Source organism: Nonomuraea recticatena (assembly GCF_039533245.1).
GTDB classification, from domain to species: Bacteria; Actinomycetota; Actinomycetes; order Streptosporangiales; family Streptosporangiaceae; genus Nonomuraea; species Nonomuraea roseola.
Genome location: NZ_BAAATE010000002.1, coordinates 293,171 through 311,004 on the forward strand (window position 1 = coordinate 293,171; position 17,834 = coordinate 311,004).

At 70.8% G+C, this 17,834-nt stretch carries 18 protein-coding genes; 10 read left to right on the plus strand and 8 right to left on the minus strand.

Annotation, left to right across the window (positions count from 1 at the left end; genetic code table 11):
• Positions 1-24 precede the first annotated feature (24 nt).
• Positions 25-771, minus strand: a complete 747-nt coding sequence (locus ABFX50_RS04655) for a YcnI family copper-binding membrane protein (RefSeq protein WP_346143511.1) — start codon at positions 769-771, stop codon at positions 25-27.
• A 40-nt stretch (positions 772-811) separates the two neighbouring features.
• The gene (locus ABFX50_RS04660; protein WP_346143513.1) at positions 812-1,393 is read right to left on the minus strand and encodes an MFS transporter; all 582 of its coding nucleotides are present in this window, start codon (positions 1,391-1,393) and stop codon (positions 812-814) included.
• 87 nt (positions 1,394-1,480) lie between these two features.
• On the opposite strand from ABFX50_RS04660, the gene ABFX50_RS04665 reads away from it, so the two are divergent.
• Positions 1,481-1,969, plus strand: coding sequence for a hypothetical protein (locus tag ABFX50_RS04665; RefSeq protein ID WP_346143515.1), 489 nt, complete (start codon positions 1,481-1,483; stop codon positions 1,967-1,969).
• On the opposite strand, the gene ABFX50_RS04670 is transcribed toward ABFX50_RS04665, so the two are convergent.
• The 3 genes from ABFX50_RS04670 to ABFX50_RS04680 are packed head-to-tail and all read right to left on the minus strand — an operon-like array spanning position 1,963 to position 4,209.
• Complete coding sequence (locus ABFX50_RS04670) at positions 1,963-2,706, minus strand: ABC transporter ATP-binding protein (RefSeq protein ID WP_346143517.1); 744 nt, start codon at positions 2,704-2,706, stop codon at positions 1,963-1,965. The two genes, ABFX50_RS04665 and ABFX50_RS04670, sit on opposite strands and share 7 nt — an antisense overlap.
• A gap of 2 nt (positions 2,707-2,708) precedes the next feature.
• The gene (locus tag ABFX50_RS04675) at positions 2,709-3,497 is read right to left on the minus strand and encodes an ABC transporter permease (protein WP_346143519.1); all 789 of its coding nucleotides are present in this window, start codon (positions 3,495-3,497) and stop codon (positions 2,709-2,711) included.
• Complete coding sequence (locus ABFX50_RS04680; protein ID WP_346143521.1) at positions 3,490-4,209, minus strand: ABC transporter permease; 720 nt, start codon at positions 4,207-4,209, stop codon at positions 3,490-3,492. The genes ABFX50_RS04675 and ABFX50_RS04680 overlap by 8 nt, the downstream gene beginning before the upstream one ends.
• A 594-nt stretch (positions 4,210-4,803) precedes the next feature.
• On the opposite strand from ABFX50_RS04680, the gene ABFX50_RS04685 reads away from it, so the two are divergent.
• The 5 genes from ABFX50_RS04685 to ABFX50_RS04705 all read left to right on the plus strand — a co-directional run bounded on the left by ABFX50_RS04685 (position 4,804) and on the right by ABFX50_RS04705 (position 10,701).
• Positions 4,804-5,769, plus strand: a complete 966-nt coding sequence (locus ABFX50_RS04685; RefSeq protein ID WP_346143523.1) for an alpha/beta hydrolase — start codon at positions 4,804-4,806, stop codon at positions 5,767-5,769.
• 47 nt (positions 5,770-5,816) lie between these two features.
• Positions 5,817-6,626, plus strand: coding sequence for a siderophore-interacting protein (locus ABFX50_RS04690; RefSeq protein WP_346143525.1), 810 nt, complete (start codon positions 5,817-5,819; stop codon positions 6,624-6,626).
• Between the two features lie 176 nt (positions 6,627-6,802).
• Entirely contained in the window at positions 6,803-8,344 is a 1,542-nt protein-coding gene (locus ABFX50_RS04695; RefSeq protein ID WP_346143527.1) for a protein kinase domain-containing protein, read from the plus strand.
• Positions 8,345-8,450: 106 nt separating this feature from the next.
• Positions 8,451-10,205 carry a PKD domain-containing protein gene (locus ABFX50_RS04700; RefSeq protein ID WP_346143529.1) on the plus strand — a complete coding sequence of 585 codons (1,755 nt, stop codon included), beginning with the start codon at positions 8,451-8,453 and terminating at the stop codon, positions 10,203-10,205.
• A 49-nt stretch (positions 10,206-10,254) separates the two neighbouring features.
• Positions 10,255-10,701 carry a hypothetical protein gene (locus ABFX50_RS04705; protein WP_346143531.1) on the plus strand — a complete coding sequence of 149 codons (447 nt, stop codon included), beginning with the start codon at positions 10,255-10,257 and terminating at the stop codon, positions 10,699-10,701.
• Positions 10,702-10,743: 42 nt separating this feature from the next.
• On the opposite strand, the gene ABFX50_RS04710 is transcribed toward ABFX50_RS04705, so the two are convergent.
• Both ABFX50_RS04710 and aceA read right to left on the minus strand, forming a co-directional pair.
• Positions 10,744-10,929, minus strand: coding sequence for a hypothetical protein (locus ABFX50_RS04710; RefSeq protein WP_346143533.1), 186 nt, complete (start codon positions 10,927-10,929; stop codon positions 10,744-10,746).
• Between the two features lie 240 nt (positions 10,930-11,169).
• Positions 11,170-12,453 (minus strand): isocitrate lyase, encoded by a 1,284-nt coding sequence (gene aceA / locus ABFX50_RS04715; protein WP_346123821.1) that lies wholly within the window; start codon positions 12,451-12,453, stop codon positions 11,170-11,172.
• Between the two features lie 216 nt (positions 12,454-12,669).
• On the opposite strand from aceA, the gene ABFX50_RS04720 reads away from it, so the two are divergent.
• The 3 genes from ABFX50_RS04720 (at position 12,670) to ABFX50_RS04730 (ending at position 15,776) form a co-directional block, all read left to right on the plus strand.
• Complete coding sequence (locus ABFX50_RS04720; RefSeq protein WP_428834680.1) at positions 12,670-14,142, plus strand: helix-turn-helix domain-containing protein; 1,473 nt, start codon at positions 12,670-12,672, stop codon at positions 14,140-14,142.
• Between the two features lie 92 nt (positions 14,143-14,234).
• On the plus strand, positions 14,235-15,170 hold the full coding sequence (locus ABFX50_RS04725; protein WP_346143536.1) for a glucosyl-3-phosphoglycerate synthase: 936 nt from the start codon (positions 14,235-14,237) through the stop codon (positions 15,168-15,170).
• Positions 15,171-15,776, plus strand: coding sequence for a class I SAM-dependent methyltransferase (locus ABFX50_RS04730; RefSeq protein WP_346143538.1), 606 nt, complete (start codon positions 15,171-15,173; stop codon positions 15,774-15,776).
• Between the two features lie 60 nt (positions 15,777-15,836).
• On the opposite strand, the gene ABFX50_RS04735 is transcribed toward ABFX50_RS04730, so the two are convergent.
• The gene (locus ABFX50_RS04735) at positions 15,837-16,433 is read right to left on the minus strand and encodes a TetR/AcrR family transcriptional regulator (protein ID WP_346143540.1); all 597 of its coding nucleotides are present in this window, start codon (positions 16,431-16,433) and stop codon (positions 15,837-15,839) included.
• 68 nt (positions 16,434-16,501) lie between these two features.
• Between ABFX50_RS04735 and ABFX50_RS04740 the strand changes: the two genes are divergently transcribed.
• Complete coding sequence (locus tag ABFX50_RS04740) at positions 16,502-17,695, plus strand: MFS transporter (protein ID WP_346143542.1); 1,194 nt, start codon at positions 16,502-16,504, stop codon at positions 17,693-17,695.
• Positions 17,696-17,834: the final 139 nt, after the last annotated feature.

The window sequence follows — 17,834 nt, forward strand, 5'->3', positions numbered from 1 at the left end:
GCGTTCACGGGCCCCCGCAGGACGTCAGGCCGAGCGGCGGCGCAGGCCCATGAAGCCGATCACCACGCCGATGACGCCGACGACCAGCCCGGCCCCGCCCAGCAGCCTGGCGGTGCCGTCGGAGGACGAGCCCGATGCCGCCACCGGCGCCACCGAGGGAACGCCTCCCGTGCCGGCCGAGGTGGCCTCGCCACTCGCGGCGGACGGCGACGCGGAGGCCGAGCCGTGCTCACCGTCGCCCGAGGCGGGGGTGAGCTTGAGCAGCGGAGCGGGCTTCTCCGCCTCGCTGCCGTCGGCCTCGGGCTCGTCGGCCCACCGCACGACCTCGCCGCCCGAGTAGGTCTGGGTGGTGGGGAAGAGCAGCTGCGTGGTGTCGGTCGGCAGCTGGCCCATCGACACCTCGAACTCCTGGAACTGGCCCGGCTTGATCTCCCCGCCCGACCAGACGACCTTGGTGACCGCCTCGGTCAGGTCGCCGTACTCGGTCTTCACCGGCTTGGGCAGCTTGCCCTCGGTGACCTTGACCTCCCAGCCCGGCACCGGCTTCACCGAGACGAAGGCCAGCGGATGGTCGACGGGGAAGGAGACCTCGATCTTGGTGGTCGAGGCGTTGTCGCGCTCGTTCGGCACGCGGAAGGCGACCTTGGTGAATCCGCCCTGCTCGGCGCTGCCCGGGTTGATGGTGACGTGGGCGAGGGCGGGGACCGCCAGGCCGAGGGAGAGGGCGGTGGCGGCGGCGAGCACGCCGGCCGTACGACGGAAGGTGGACATGCGGAAACTCCACTTGAAGGACGAAGGAAGGGAAGAGGCGTCAGACAGCGGGAAGTGGAGGACCGCGTCTGCTGACGATGTGGCGCAGGACGGCGCGGCGGCCTGCGACGCGCGGGATCGCGCGGACCGGCGCCCGCCGGATCGAGATCGTGGCGGGCGCGGGTAGCAGGCCGACCAGCCGGTGGCCGAGGCGGCGCAGCAGCGACCAGAGCGCGGCCTCGCCGCGCGCCAGCCACCAGCCGGTGATCAGCGTCGCCGTCAGGTGGGCGAGCAGCATGCCCAGGTCTTCACCGAGCCTCGGGCCGAGGCCGGCGCCGAGCGCCGAGTCCAGGCCGGGGCCGTGCCCGTGGGCGAGGGTGAGGACCGCGCCGCCGCCTTCGGGGGCGAACAGCTCGTGCAGCCCCGCCTGCAGCCCCAGGAGCGTGAGGTTGATCGTCGAGGTCGAGCGCTCCTTGCCCGACAGCGCCAGCGCGAGCGCCATGACCGTGCCGCCGCCCAGCGCGAGCGCCCACAGCGGGGGCCCGTCACCGCCGGCCACCACGTGACCGAGCGCTGCCAGCAGCACGCAGACGGCCGAGAAGGCGGCCGCTCGCGTGAGCCGGAGTGGAAGGTTGGCGCGCATGGGTGCCCGTATGTTCTCACGGGGCCCATACGGCTGTGTTCAATGCCTGGAAGAAGTGTCTGCTTTGTGGCTAGGGTCAGGGCTGAGGTGAGGAATTTGCGGCATTTCGCTGGATTGCTTCTCGGCGTGATCGTGACCGGCGCCCTGCTGGTCGGGGGCGGCTGGGCAGCCCAGCAGGCGCTGACGGTCGCGCCGGGGACGGCCGTGCCCGTCACGGGCACGCGCCTGTGGATCGCCCTCGCCGCCATGGCGGTGATCGGCCTGGTGCTCGGGCTGGTGGTGGTGGGCAGGGTCTCGCCGCTGGCCACGTTCGTGCCGTCGATGGTCCTGCTGGCCTGGACGGTCGTCTACGCGCTCGACGTGAACAGGGCGCTGTCGTTCATCCCCGACGAGGCCTCGATGCACCAGGTGGTGCTGGATGCGGGCGCGGGCAACGTGACGCTGCTGACCACCGGCGTCTACGCCCTGCTCGGCGTGCTGATGTTCCTGCCCGTCCTGATGCCTTCCCGCTGGTCGCGCAGGCACGACGACCTGGACGACGACTACGAGGAGGCCCAGGAGGGCAGTTACTACTGACCCGTGCGGGTGTAGAGCCTGGTCACCACCTCCTCGATCGTCTCCTCGGGCGAGGTGGCCATCAGCTGCTCGAGCGAGCCGTCGAAGGCCAGCCGCCCGTGGTCGATGACCATCACCCGCCTGCACAGCCGTTCGATGTCACCCAGGTCGTGCGTCGTGAGCAGGACGGTGGTGCCGCGCTCGGCGTTCACTCGCAGGAGGAACGCGCGGATGCTGTTCTTGCTGATCACGTCGAGCCCGATCGTCGGCTCGTCGAGCACCAGCACGTCGGGCGCGTGCAGCAGCGCGGCCGTCAGATCGCCGCGCATGCGCTGGCCCAGGCTGAGCTGGCGCACCGGCGTGCGCAGGAACTCCGCCAGGTCGAGGGTCTCCACCAGCTCGTCGAGCCGTTCGCGGAACACCTTGCGATCTACTTTGTAAAGGAGCCGGATCAGTTCGAAGCTGTCCTTGAGCGGCAGATCCCACCACAGCGTCGTGCGCTGCCCGAACACCACGCCGATCCTCCTGGCCAGCGTCGTGCGCCTCCTCGAGGGGTCGAGCCCCGCCACGCGCACCCGCCCCGAGGTGGGGGTGAGGATGCCGCAGAGCATCTTGATCGTGGTCGACTTGCCCGCGCCGTTGGGGCCGAGGTAGCCGACGAACTCTCCAGGCTCGACCCGGAACGACAGATCCCGTACGGCGTGCACGAGCGCGCGCTTGACCTTGAACGAGCGTCCAGCCCGGTCCAGCTCGATCATTGCTAACTCCCCGTCGATCGGTAGCGGCGAACGCCCTGGCGCCAGGCGAGGGCGGCCAGCAGCGCGAGAAGGAGGGCGGCGAGAGGCCCGGCGAAGCGCAGGAACCCGGGCGTGCCGAACGGGTCGTCCCTGCCCAGGACGTACAGGCCAGGCTGCCAGTTGATGAAGGCGAGCGGCAGCACGTAGGTGACCCCTCGCACCAGGTCGCGGCCGTAGACGCTGAACGGGTACTGGCTGAGCTGGCCGCCGCCGTAGGTGAAGGCGTTGCACACCTCGGGCGCGTCGGTGACCACGAACTGCAGCGCCCCCGCCAGGGTCCAGAGCGAGGCGAAGATGACCATGGCGGTGGCGATCATGACGGGGACCATCCAGACGCGCTGCCACGGCACGTCGAGTTCGGCCATCGCCACGCCCAGCACGATCACGGCCTGGAGCACCCGTCCGATCCTGGTGGGGGTGAACCTGTCGACGGTGGTCTGCACCCAGGTGGAGGCGGGCCTGATGAGGAAGGCGTCGAAGGTGCCGGCCTTGATGTGCTGGCTGATCCTGTCGATGTTGCCGACGCACATGTCCACGGAGGAGAAGGCGATGTTGGCCGCGCCGTACAGGAAGAGGACCTCCGGGCGGGTGAACCCGGCCAGGGAGGTGGTGTTGGCGAAGACGACGAGGATCACTCCGACGTCCACGGCCGCCAGCGCGAAGCCGAAGACGACCATGAGCGCGAAGGAGACGGGATAGGCCGCGGCCGCGCGGGTCCAGGTCCAGGCGAGCAGGGCGTAGGTCCTAACCACCCTGGATCACCACCTTGTGCCTGATCGCCTGGGTGGCGAGCGCGCCGAGCCCGAGCAGGACGGCCGCCCACAGCGCCTGGAAGGCGAGCGCGTCGGCGAGGTCGGCCTTGTCGAGGTAGACGTCGGCCGGCACCTGCACCATCGCGGCCCATGGAAGCGCGGAGGCGAGGTCGCCCAGCCAGCCGGGGAAGATCGACAGTGGCACCATCATGCCGCTGAAGAAGGTCGTCAGCACCAGCGACACGGTGGCGATGCCCCTGTCGTCGGTCAGCCAGCACACCGACAGCGCCACGAGGTAGCGCCAGGCGAAGCTGACCAGGACGGCGAGCAGGAAGCTGGCCAGGAAGGCGGCCCACTGCCCCGCGCCCGTGGGGAAGACGATGCCGAACATCAGTGCGCCGAGCATCGTCGGCGGGATGCCGCGCACGAGGAGCAGGTAGGCGGCCCTGCCCAGGTCCTCGGCGAGGGAGCAGGCCTGGAGGGAGGCGGGGCGGACGAGGTCGAGGGCGATGTCGCCGCTGCGGATGCGTTCGGGGATGGTCAGGCCGCCGCCGAACAGCTGCATCGGGCCGATGAAGGCCTGGGTGATGAAGCAGAAGGTGACGGCGTCGATCACGTCGTAGCCGGCCAGACCGGGTCTGGCCTGCCAGAGGGCGATCAGGACATAGGCGCGCAGGATGCCGAAGACGCTGTTGGTGAACGCTCCGGCCACCGCGGCCCAGACGTAGGTGGCGTGTTTGCGGAAGCCGTACCGGACGAGCCGGGCGTAGAGGGAAATGGTGCGTCACCTCCGGTGAGTGATGGCATGGCGACAGCCCGTGGCCGGGTCGGGGCACGGGTGGTGGAGCGGTAATTATCGGCTCAAGGATCAGCGGTCGGCAAGGCGATAAACCGGGCGCGGACCTGACCGGGTGTCGTCGATCGCCTTCGCCGTCCTGCCCGGCTCAGTCGTCGCCGGGGCCGCCCGCCACGCCGACGGCGGGCTCGGGCCGGCACGCCCGGGGCCCGCCGTTCCTCGCCGGCCGCGGGAGCGCCCTGCCGAAGCGGGCGTGAAGAGCGGCGATGCCAGGGCAGAGGACCGTGACGGCGTCGTAGGGTTGCCGCCCCCCGCGCGACGGTGGTGGCCCTCGACGGCGGGATCGCCGGGCGTGCCGGCGGCTGGGACGCGACGGTGCGGTTCGATCCCCGGCTTCCGCGGCAGGGAGCGCCTGGCGGGAAGGATCTCACAGCACCATCGACATATACCGAAAATATAGGAGTTGCTTACTTGCCGGTAGAACGATCCTCTAGAGGGAATTCTTCAGTTGTGCGGTCTGAGATCGACCTGGACGTCTGTCCCGACTATCCGTTCAGCTGGCAGTGCAGGGCGCTCAACGGCCTGCTCCGCGGCACGCTGAAGCCGGCCTCCAGCCTGTTTCTGCGTCACCCTCTGGCCATCACGGCCTGCTCCAGGCTCGGCGAGATCATCAGGCTGGTCCCGATGCGCCAGCCGGGGCATGTGAGCATCGTTCCTCATCGCTCGGGCGAGTGGGTCCGCGCCGGCCATGGGCTCGACGAGCGCAAGGTGCTGCTCTACTTCCACGGCGGCGGGTACTTCAGCGGCTCTCCCGCCACCCACCGGCCGATCACCTGGCGGCTGTCGGTGGTCGCGCGGCGGCCCGTCTTCGCCCTCGACTACCGGCAGGGCCCGATCCACTCGCTCGCCGAGTCGCTGCAGGACGCCCTCGACGCCTACGGGGAGCTGATCGAGCGCGGTCACGAGCCTGGCGACATCCTGTTCGCGGGCGACTCGGCGGGCGGCCACCTCACGCTGGCGACCCTGCTCGCGCTGCGTGACAGAGACCTTCCGCTGCCGGCCGCCGCCATCTGCCTGTCACCGTGGGCCGATCTGAGCGACACCCCGCGCAGGGCCAACCGCTGGATGGATCCGATGCTGCCCGCGGGCAGGGTGGAGTGGCTGGCCAAGAGGTGGACCTCCGGCCTGGACCCGCGCGATCCGCTCGTCTCGCCCGTCTACGGCGACTACACGGGGCTGCCGCCGCTGATGATCGTCACAGGCTCCACCGAGGTGCTGCGCGACGAGGACCGCAGGGTCGCCCTGCGCGCCCGTGAGGCGGGTGTGCCCGTGACCTACGAGGAGTGGCCGAGGATGCCGCACGTCTTCGCGATCCTGGCCGATCTCCTGCCGGAGGCGCGCCTGGTCTACCGGCACATGGCCCGCTTTCTGGCCGCGGTCGAGAACCCAGGGGCGGAATCTTCGCTCGCCGCGTGACGTTCCAGTTGTAGGTTAGGCAGACCTAACTACGCTGGAGGGGTTCGATGACGGAACATCGTGGTGTCGTGCTGCGCACGGAGCGGCTCACGCCGCACATGGTCCGCGTGGTGTTCGGCGGCGAGGGGCTGGCGCGGTTCGCCATCGAGGGGCTGACCGACCACTACGTGAAGCTGGTCTTCCCCTGCGAGGGCGTGGACCTCCCGACGCCCTTCACCATGGCGGGCTGCAGGGAGAGCATGCCGCGCGAGCACTGGCCGAGGTTGCGTACCTACACCGTGCGCGTGTGGGATCCGGCCGCCCGGGAGTTGACGATCGACTTCGTGGTGCACGGCGACGAGGGCCTGGCCGGGCCGTGGGCCGAGGCGGCGCGTCCCGGTGACGAGCTGTACCTGCTGGGCCCCGGCGGCGGCTACGCGCCGAGCCCCGACGCCGACTGGCACCTGCTCGCCGGTGACGAGAGCGCGCTGCCGGCGATCGCCGCCTCGCTGGAGGCGCTGCCGAGCGGCGCGACCGCGCGGGTCTTCATCGAGGTCGAGGGCCCCGAGGAGGAGCAGAAGCTGGACGTGCCCGTCGTCTACGTGCACAGGCAGGGCGGGCCCAGGGGCGACAGGCTCGTCGAGGCGGTGCGCGGGCTGGACTTCCCCTCGGGCAGGGTGCACGCCTTCGTCCACGGCGAGGCCGCGTGCGTCAAGGAGCTGCGCCGCTTCCTGCGGGTGGAGAAGGAGATCCCGCTCGACCAGCTGTCGATCTCGGGCTACTGGCGCCTGGGCGTCGACGACGAGGGCTGGCGCTCGGTCAAGAAGGACTGGAACCGCCAGGTCGAGGCGGAGGAGTCGGCGGCTCTGACGGACTGACGCCCCAGCGGTCACACCAGACACGCCAAAGCCCTCATATCACAGCATTTACTAGCTTCGGGGGAAGATTCGCCTTACCTGCGATACCCCTTGTGACACTCCCGGAGAAAAGCCTCACCCTGCCCGGACACAGTGTGCAGTGACTGTGCCCCTAAGCAGGAGAGGCGAGGTCCCGGATGGCACGTGGATCGAGCGGTATGCCGGCAGGCGTGCGGCCGCTGACGGTGGGCGACCCGGTGATCATCGGCAGGTACCTGTTGCTCGGCCGTCTGGGGACCGGTGGCATGGGCGTTGTCTATCTGGCCGAGCATCCCCGTGGCGGGCTGGTGGCGCTGAAGACGCCGCACGCCGTCCACCTCAACGACCCCACGCTCCGCGCCAGGTTCGCCGAGGAGGTGAGGTTCTCCCGCCGCGTGGTGCCCTTCTGCACCGCCGCGGTGATCGAGGACGGCACCGACCGCGACCGTCCCTACCTGGTCTGCGAGTACATCCAGGGCCCCGCGCTGTCCCAGGTCGTGGTGGCTCGCGGCCCCCTCACCCCCGACCTCGCCTACGGCGTCGCGCTCGGGGTGGCCGCCGCGCTGGTCGCGGTGCACGACGCGGGCCTGGTCCACCGTGACCTCAAGCCGGGCAACGTGCTGCTGTCGCCCGAAGGGCCGCGCGTCATCGACTTCGGCATCGCCCGCGACGTCGACACCGTCGCCGTGCACACCCAGGCCGGGCAGGTCATGGGCAGCCCCGGCTGGGTGGCGCCCGAACGGCTGACCGGCGGGCCCGCGGTGCCCGGCTCGGACGTCTTCGCCTGGGGCTGCCTGATCGCCTTCGCCGCCACCGGCCACCACCCGTTCGGCACCGGCGAGCCCGACGTGCTGACCCGTCGCATCATGCTGGAGCCGCCGCGGGTGGAAGGGGTGCCCGCGCTGCTGCGTCCGGCCGTGGAGGCCGCGCTGGCCAAGGATCCGGCCGAGCGGCCCAAGGCGGCCGACCTGCTGCGCGCGCTGCTGGCCGCGGGCGGGGTCGGCGATCCTTGGGACCTGAGGGCGGCGGTCGGCAGGGTGCTGGGCGAGATCTGGTCGCCGGTGCCGTACCCGCCGGGAGCGGGCAGGGTGCGCCTGGCGCAGGCGGCGCCCGAGGCCGAGCGGACCGAGCCGCGCCGCCGCCGCGCCAAGGCGGGCGCCCACCTGTCGCACGCCAGCTTCGCGGCGCTGGCGACCGTCTCGATCGCGGCGCTGACGGTGGCCGCGGCAGGCGGCGGAGGCGTACGGCTCGACGGCGCCACCCAGCCGCCTGAGAGCGCTCCCTACGTCATGCCGAACGGCACGGCCAGGTCGACGATCAATCCGGGCACGCCCACGGAGGACACGGTGCAGCCGCCGCCCGCCGGGCCCTCGGTCACCCCGACCGTCGTCGTCACCCACACCAGGACGGTCGGCCCTTCCACGTTGCTGCCCGCCAGGACCGAGACGCGGAGGGTCACCTGGCCCGAGCACCACGGCAGGCCGCCGGACGTGCCCGGCGACGGCGACCCGGGCGACTGCGTGAACCCGGCGGGCAAGAAGCGCGGCAACCGCGACTGCCCTCAGCCCTCCTCCGGCATCACCACGATTCCGCAGGAGGGGCCCGGCGAAGAGCCGGGACCGTCGCCCTCGGTGAGCGTCACACCGACCGACCAGGGCACCCCGTCCGCCACGGAGCAGCCGTCGAGCTCAGGAAAGTGAACAAGCGCGGCAAAGCGGTTGATGTAACGCCGGTGGACTGGCGAGTTTCCTGTGTCCATAGATGCAGGTGGGTTTTCGGTGTTTCTTCGCTGGCCAGCCTCTTTGTGTGAAACGTGCAGATCGCAGCCGTGCCGCACGGCTGGCCATGGTGTTCTCTGTCGCCCTCGCCTGCGCCCAGCTCCCGCAGGCCGCCGCAGCGGTCGCGGCGCCCACGGCGACCTGCGCCTTTCCCGCCAGACACCTCGCGCTCGACCGGGGCGCGGTCCTGGCGCTGGAGGTGAGTGTCGCCAACACCGGCGCGGCCGACGCCACCTTCACCGCGGCGATGCGCGCCAACGACCTGTTCGGCGCCGCGCACACCGTCCTCACCCGCACGGTCGGCGCGGGACAGGGCGCCGAGCCGAACGCCCACCTGGTCACCACCGCGGCTTCCTTCGGCACCGCCGAGGTCACCGTGGACATCACCTCGTCGGCCACGGGCGCCACCGTGCTGGGCTCCTGCACGACCAGGCTCACGATCAGCCCCGACACCGACGGCGACGGCCTGCTCGACGCGTGGGAGACCCAGGGGATCGACAGCGACGGCGACGGCGTCGCCGACCTCGTGCTCACGGGTGCCGACCCCCGGCGCAGGGACATCTACCTCGAGCTCGACCACATGACCGCGCACGCGCTGCGGCCCGAGGCCCGTCAGGACGTCGTCGCCGCCTTCGCGAACGCCCCGCTGGCCAACCCGGACGGCAGCAACGGCATCACCCTGCACATCGACGAGGACGAGGAGATCGCCCATCAGGACGACCTGACCACCTGGGCCGGCTTCGACGCCGTCAAGTCCGCCTCGTTCGGCACCGCCGCCCAGCGCCAGAACCCCAAGGCGCTGGCCGCCAAGCGGCTGGCCTACCACTACGCGCTCTTCGCCCACCAGCACGACAGCAGCACCTCGTCAGGGCGGGCCGAGATCCACGGCGACGACATCCTGGTGACGCTGGGCGCGGACACGTGGGGGTTGAACGACGAGGGAACCCACCACGTGGGCAGCACGAGGCAGCAGGCGGGCACGCTCATGCACGAACTCGGCCACAACCTCGGCCTCCTGCACGGCGGCGACAGCGACGTCAACTGCAAGCCGAACTACATCAGCGTCATGAGCTACGCCTTCCAGACGGGGTACATCCCGCAGGCCGGCGGAGGACGCAAGCTCGACTACTCCACCCAGGAGCTCAGGCCGCTCGAGGAGCCGCGCCTGCTGGAGAGGGACGGCGTCGGCGACGCGGGGCGGAACATCACCTACTGGAGCTCCGACGGCGGGGCGGGCGGCTGGAGCAGTGGCCAGGCGAATGCCGGGCTCGACTGGGACGAGGACGGCGCGCAGGATCCCGATCCGGTGTCAGTGGACGTCAACAACCTGGGCATCTCCGGCTGTGGCCCCAGCGCGGGCCAGACGCTCACGGGCTACGACGACTGGCAGCGCCTCGACCTCAACTTCCGCGACGACGCCGACTCCGGCAGAGGCCCGCACGCGCCGGTCCCCTCCGAGCTGACGGGGGAGAGCGCCAGCATGATCGAGGAGCAGATCGCGGTCGCGCTCGCGCCCAGGGCGGAGGCCGGGGGACCCTACGTCACGCAGGGGAGGGCGGCCGTCACCTTCCAGGGCTCGGCCAGGGACCCCGACTCGTCCGAACTCGCCTTCGCGTGGGACTTCGGCGACGGCACGGTCGGCACGGGCGCCACGCCGTCCCACGCCTACGGCGGCGAGGGCACCTTCACCGTGACCGTCACGGTGACCGACTCCAGCGGCCTGTCCGGCAAGGACAGCGCCACGGTCACGGTCGAAGGCGCCGTCGGGGCCGGCTCCTCCTGAACGCGATCAGCATGGGGCGAACACCGCGATCGGCGGCATAATGCCGCTCGTGGAACTTGCCATCGACCCGGATCGTCAGGTGAAGTCTCTCGCCTGCGACTGCTGCGAGACCCCGTTCGACCGGGTGACGGGGTTCATCAATAACGAGAACGGCGCCTACGCGATCTACTTCGCCTCCTGCTACCACCATGACGGCGTCCACGACGCGTGGATCGACGTCATCATGGACGACCACTGGGACGCGGACGCGCCCGCCACCCGTCCGGGGGCGGGGCGCGTCACGTTCGGCTGCAGGGTGGGGCCGGTGGAGGGGCATGACGGCGTCGCCTGCTCCCTGGTCGGCGCCGCGCGGCTCGCCGCCGACATCCCGCTGTACGGGCGCAAGCTCTCCAGGGACGAGGCTCTCGGCCACCCCTGGCTGGTGGCCTACTGGGACACCGTCGACCACATCCTCGAGAACGATCCGACGGTGAGCGCGCACCTGTACGGCGTCTGAGAGGGCGGGCGTCGCCGCTGGAGCGGCGTGATGGACGGACGGTCAGCGGTGACCGGAGTGGGCTTCGGGGTGCCTGCCGTACCGGAGGGACAGCGCGCCCGCCGCGCAGACCAGCAGCGCCCCCGACCAGACGATGGAGGCGGCGACGCCGGTCACCTCGGTGACCAGGCTGTCCGCGACGACCCCCGCGATCGTGAAGTTCACCATGACGGCGTTGAGCAGGGCCACGCCGCGCCCGCGCAGTTCCTCGGGCAGGTCGCGCAGCCGGCGCGGGGATCATCGCCAGCACGATGAGCACCCTGGCCAGGTCGGAGCCGATCAGCAGCACCCGCTTGGGCAGCCGGTCGGTCACCGGTCCCACGAAGGCGCGGAGATCACCCAGAGCGGAAAAGCCCCGGTTCCGCGGGCGCGCGGAACCGGGGCTGTCGCCGGGGAACCCTCCCATGCCCTAGGAGGAATCGGCGAGTCTCAGTGGGCGAACTGCTCCTCCTCGGTGGAGCCCTTGAGCGCGGTGGTCGAGGAGTCGGGCGCGATCGCGGTGCTGACCAGGTCGAAGTAGCCGGTGCCGACCTCGCGCTGGTGCCTGGTGGCGGTGTAGCCGCGCTGCTCGGCGGCGAACTCGGCCTCCTGCAGCTCCACGTAGGCCGTCATGCCGTCGGAGGCGTAGCCCTGGGCGAGGTTGAACATCGAGTAGTTCAGCGAGTGGAAGCCGGCCAGCGTGATGAACTGGAACTTGTAGCCCATGTGCCCGAGCTCGCGCTGGAACTTGGCGATCGTGGAGTCGTCCAGGTGCTGCTTCCAGTTGAAGGAGGGCGAGCAGTTGTAGGCCAGCATCTGGTCGGGGTACTTCGCCTTGATGGCCTCGGCGAACTCGCGGGCCACGTCCAGGTCGGGCGTGGAGGTCTCCATCCACAGCAGGTCGGAGTAGGGGGCGTAGGACAGGCCGCGGTCGATGCAGGCCTCGACGCCGTTGCGCACCCTGTAGAAGCCCTCGGCGGTACGGTCACCGGTGGTGAAGCGCTGGTCGCGGGGGTCGACGTCGCTGGTCAGAAGCGTCGCGGCCTGGGCGTCGGTCCGCGCGATGATCAGTGAGGGGACACCCGCCACGTCGGCCGCGAGGCGGGCCGCGTTGAGGGTCTTGATGTGCTGGCCTGTCGGGATCAGCACCTTGCCGCCGAGGTGGCCGCACTTCTTCTCCGAGGCGAGCTGGTCCTCCCAGTGCACGCCCGCGGCGCCGGCCGCGATCATGCCCTTCATCAGCTCGAAGGCGTTCAGCACGCCGCCGAAGCCGGCTTCCGCGTCGGCCACGATCGGGGCCAGCCAGTGGGTGTCGTCGGACCCCTCCGACCAGGTGATCTGGTCGGCGCGCAGCAGCGCGTTGTTGATGCGGCGCACGACGGCGGGGACCGAGTTGGCCGGGTACAGCGACTGGTCGGGGTAGGTCTGCCCGCCGAGGTTGGCGTCGGCGGCCACCTGCCAGCCGGACAGGTAGATCGCCTTCAGCCCCGCCTTCACCTGTTGCACGGCCTGGTTGCCGGTCAGCGCGCCGAGTGCGTGGACGTAGTCCTCGGTGTGCAGCAGCTTCCACAGGCGCTCGGCGCCGAGGCGGGCAAGGGTGTGCTCCTCCTGGACGCTGCCGCGCAGGCGGATGACGTCCTCGGCGGTGTAGGTGCGCTCGGTGCCCTGCCAGCGAGCGTCGCTCTCCCACTCGCGCTGCAGCTGCTCAGCGGCTCCCTTGAGGCGATCGTTCATTTTTCACTCCTTTGTCGTCCCCTGGGTGCTTGTTCCGAGTCTGTGCCCGGGATCGAGGAGTCAACAGGCTTGATCTTGCAGAAGAATCGCGAAATTTCTTCTCAGGATGATACTGACGGGTATTCAACGCAGAAGAAATTGCGAGTTTTCACTATGGACTAGACCAATCGAGCGGCGCTCTGGAAGATGCGGGGATTTTTCGTTTAGGATCCCGACATGGCCCCCTTGCTCGGCGAAGAACCGCTGTCTTTGACGCAGGAGCTCGATCTCATCGCCTTCGGTCAGAGGCTGCGCCACCTGCGCAAGCAGCGCGGCCTGACCCTCTCCGACCTGGGAGGACGGGTCAGCAGGGCGCCCAGCCAGCTCTCCCTGCTCGAGAACGGCAAGCGCGAGCCCAAGCTGTCGCTGCTGAAGTCGCTGGCCACCGCGCTCAACGTGCCGGTCGAGGAGCTGCTGCGCCGCCAGCCCCCCAACCGCCGGGCCCAGCTAGAGATCGCGCTCGAGGAGGCCCAGCGCGACCCCATCTACACCAGCCTGGGCCTGCCGCGGCTGAAGGTCTCCGCCCGCGTGCCCAACGACGTCCTCGAACACATCCTCGGCCTGTACGGCGAGCTGCGCGCCAGGCAGGCCCGCGGCACCGCCACCCCCGAGGAGGCGAGGGCGGCCAACGCCGAGCTCCGCCGCAGGCAGCGCGAGCGGGGCAACTACTTCCCCGACATCGAGAAGGCCGCCGCCGAGGCACTGGCCGCCGTCGGCTACCGGGCGGGCGCGCTGTCCCAGAGCACCGTCCAGGCCCTCGTCACCCACTTCGGCTACACCGTGCACACCGTGCAGGACCTGCCGCGCTCGGTCCGCTCGATCACCGACCTGCGCAACCGCCGCATCTACGTCAAGCACGAACAGCTCGGCATGCACTCCCCCCGCACGATCCTGCTGCAGACCCTCGGCCACCTCGCGCTCGGCCACGACAAGCCGCGCGACTTCGCCGACTTCCTCCAGCAGCGCACCGAGGCCAACTACTTCGCCGCCGCCGTCCTGGTGCCCGAGCGCACCGCCGCGCAGTTCCTCCAGGAGGCCAAGCAGGACCGCGCCCTGTCGGTGGAGGACCTGCGCGACGTCTACGCCGTCTCCTACGAGATGGCCGCCCACCGCTTCACCAACCTGGCCACCCACCACCTCGACCTGGTCTGCCACTTCGTCCGCAACGACGCCGGCGGCACCATCTACAAGGCCTACGAGAACGACGGCATCGTCTTCCCCGCCGACGAGCAGGGCGCCATCGAGGGGCAGCGGATGTGCCTGCAGTGGTCGGGACGCCAGGTCTTCCTCTCGCCCGACCGCTTCTCGGTCTTCTACCAGTACTCCGACTCGCCGACCGGCACCTACTTCTGCGTCGCGCACGTCGACCCCTCGCGCGAGCGGGACTTCGCGATCACGCTGGGCGTGCCGTACAGGGAGTCGCGGTGGTTCAGGGGGAGGGAGACGACGAACAGGACGCGCTCCAACTGCCCCACGGGCGACTGCTGCCGCCGCCCTCCGACCGAGCTGGCCCAGCGGTGGGAGGGATACGCCTGGCCGTCGGCGCGGGCCAACTCCCACGTGCTCGCCGCGCTGCCGCCTGGCTCGTTCCCCGGCGTGGACGAGGCCGACGTCTACACCTTCCTCGAACGTCACGCATCCCAGGCGTAGCGGGCCTTCCCCTCCGGGCCCCACCCCTCCGGCGGCTCGCCGTACGGGCGACTCTAAGCTGATGAATGGTGAGATCGACGGGGGAGGGGCTCGTGCTGCCTGAGGTGGAGGCGTGGTTGCGCGGCCGTACGTCCTCGGCCGACGACTGGCCCCTTCACGCGCTGCTCGAGCGCAAGGGCGCCACCACCGTCAGCGTCGTCCTGCCGGCCCGCGACGAGCGGGCGACCATCGGCACGATCATCCGCGTGATCAGGCGGGAGCTGCGCGGCCTGGTCGACGAGGTCGTGGTGATCGACTCCCGCTCCTCCGACGACACGGCCGCGGTGGCCGCGCGCGCGGGGGCGGCGGTCCACGCCCAGGACGAGATCCTGCCGGAGCTCAAGCCGCTCGACGGCAAGGGCGAGGCGCTGTGGAAGTCGCTGGCCGTGACCTCGGGCGAGCTGGTCGTCTTCGTCGACTCCGACCTCAGGGACTTCCGCGCCTCCATGGTGACGGGCCTGCTCGGCCCGCTCCTCGACGACCCCTCCGTCGTGTACGTGAAGGGCTGCTACGACCGGCCGCTCCTCGGCGCCCCCACCGGCGGCGGCAGGGTGACCGAGCTCGTGGCCAGGCCCCTGATCAACCTGCACTGGCCACAGCTGGCCGGCTTCGTCCAGCCGCTGGCGGGAGAGTACGCGGGCCGCCGCTCCGCCCTGGAGCGCGTCCCCTTCATCACCGGCTACGGCGTCGAGATCGGGCTGCTGATCGACCTGCTCGAGATGGCCGGCCTCGACGCGCTGGCCCAGGTCGACCTCGGCTCGCGCGAGCACTCACCGCAGTCGACAGAGGCGCTCGGCGCGATGGCGGGGCAGATCATGCTGGCCGTCTGGTCCCGCCTCGAACGGCAGGGCAAGATGATCCCGCTGCACGAGCCGTCCGCCAGGCTCTCCCAGTTCAGCCGCGCAGGGAACGGCCACAAGGTGACGACCAGGGACGTCTCGATCGCCGAGCGTCCTCCGATGATCACCATGGCGGGTAACCTCCGGTAGATGAGCAGATGGAACGACCTCACCGGTGGCACCTCGGGCAAGGAGTACGCCGGCAGGTTCGAGGCGCTGGCCGCCACCGGCAAGGACGTCCACGGCGAGGCCCGCCTGTGCGCCGCGCTCGTCCCGCCGGGCTCGCGCGTCCTGGACGCGGGATGCGGCACAGGCAGGGTCGCGATCTGGCTGGCCGAGCAGGGCTACGACGTCACGGGCGCCGACCTCGACCCTTCCATGCTCGACGTCGCCCGCGCCAAGGCCCCCGGCCTCACCTGGATCGAGTCCGACCTGGCCGACCTCGACCTCGACGACGCCTTCGACCTCGTCGTCGCGGCGGGCAACGTGATCCCGCTGCTGGCCGAGGGCGCCGAGCCGCGCACCGTCTCACGCCTGGCGCGCACGCTGAGGCCTGGCGGCCTGCTGGTCGCCGGGTTCGGGCTGGACGCCGCGCACCTGCCGGTGCCGCCGAGCGTCACCCTCGCCGACTACGACGCCTGGTGCGAGGCCGCGGGGCTGGTGCTGGAGCGTCGCCTGGCCACCTGGGACGGCAGGCCGTACGACGACGGGGGCTACGCGGTCAGCATCCACCGCCGCCCTTCATCCCCGCTCTGACGATCGGCCCTCCCCGGCTCTCCCTGCTCTAGCGGGCAGCTCTTCCCGGCTCCCCCGGCTCTAGCGGTCGGCGGGTGCGGCCGGTGCGCCGGCCTCGATCGCCGCGGCGACGAAGGCCGCCACCTGGTCGCGTCCCGCCTCGGCGTCGGCGAAGTCGTCGCCCAGCATGATGCGCCCGAGCTGCGGCATCATCGACGGCCACAGCGCGAGCCCGGTGAGCGTGTAGAGCAGCCTGGCGATCTCGGGGGAGACCTCCCTGCCGAGCCCTCGCGCCAGTGACTCCGCCTTCTTCCCGCACCGCTGCGCGCGCGCCTCGAAGCCGGGCAGGTCGGGGCCGCGAAAGTTCAGCGCCTCCCACATCAGCAGCCGTACCAGCTGGGGGTGCTCGCGGTAGTAGTCGGTCAGCTTGGCGACGTACTCGACAGGGTCGCTCGGCATCGCGATCTGCTCGGTGAGGTCGTTGATCGCGTCGGTGACCACCGCGTCGAAGAGCATCTCCTTGGTGCCGAAGTGACCGTAGATGCGCTCCTTGTTGACGCCCGCTCGTTCGGCGATGCGGTCCACACGCGCTCCGGCCAGGCCGTAGGCGGCGAACTCCTCCCCTGCGGCCTTCAGCAGAGCGGCCCGGGTGGCGGCGGTCGAGTCCTTCGTAGCCATGGTCGGCATTCTATCTGGACCAACTAGTTGGTTGACGTCCAACTAGTTGGTTGGCTACTGTCCGACCCATGAGTACCGCGACCTTGAGCCGTCCCGCCCCCGCGGCGCCCGCATTCGCGCCCACCTTGACCGTCTTCGTCCTGACCGCGTTGCTCGTCAGCGGCCAGCTGTACGTCGTGATCCCGCTCCTGCCCGACATGGCGGTCGGCTGGCACACCGATCCAGGCGCACTCACCTGGCTGGTCACCGCCTTCGCCATCGGCTACGCCATCGGATTCCTGCTGTTCGGCCCACTGTCCGACCGCATCGGCAGGCGCAGGCTCCTCATGATCGGCATGCCCCTCGCCGCCGTGGCCACCGCGCTCGTGGCGATCAGCTCCGATCCTGGCGTGGCCATCGCGCTGCGACTGGTCCAGGGGGTGGCGGTGGCGACCTTCCCGCCCGCCGGCATGGCCTACCTGGGAGAGTCCGTCGAACCCCGCCGCAGGGTCGTCGCCATCAGCGCGATCACCGGCGCCTTCCTGGCCTCGGCCGTCCTGCTGCAGGTCGCGGGTCAGCTCCTGGTCGGCTCCGTCGGCTGGCGCGGACTGTTCGTCCTGTCCGCGATCGGGCTCGCGCTGGCCTGGCTCGGCCTGCGGGCCGTCATGTCACCCGACCGGCCGCGCGAGCAGCGCGGCTCGCTCATGGCGACCTACAGGGTCGTGCCCTCGCTGCTGGCCAACCCCGCTCTGGCGCTGCGCTACCTGGCCGTGCTCGTCCTGCTCGGCGGCTTCGTCGCCGTCTACACCGGACTCCAGCTGTCCGGCGTCGTGACCTCCTCCGGCGAACTGCTCGGCCTCAGGGCCAGCGGACTGCCGTCGATCCTGCTGATCCCGCTGCTCACGCCCTGGCTGGCCCGCCTGTCGGCGCCGGTCCGCGCGACCGTCTTCCTGCTCCTTGCCGCCTTCACCCTGGCCGTCACCGGCGCGACGGGTCCCGGCGCGGTCGGCCTGGCGCTGCTGCTCGCCCTCTACGTCGCCGCGATCACCGCGGGCCTTCCCGCGCTCAACGAGTCGATCGCCTCGCTCGCCGAGAGCTCGCGCGGCACCGCGCTGGCGCTGTTCTCCTTCTTCCTGGCCGTGGGCAGCAGCCTCGGCCCGCTCGCGGCGGCCGCTTTCTCCCGCTTCGACCTGCTCATGTACGGCCTGGCGGGCGTCATGATCGTGGGCGCGCTGGCCGTCCTCGTGTCGACCCGGCTGGCGGCAGGAGGCCGCCGGGTGTGAGCTCGGGTTCGGAGGTGTCGAGCCAGGGTCCCCCTCGGGGTGGCCGCGGGTGGCGGGTTCGGGACGGCGGCGGGTAGAGTCAGCCCTGTTACCACCGGTAACGCCATGGTTTTGGGCATACCGGCATAAAAGACCACAC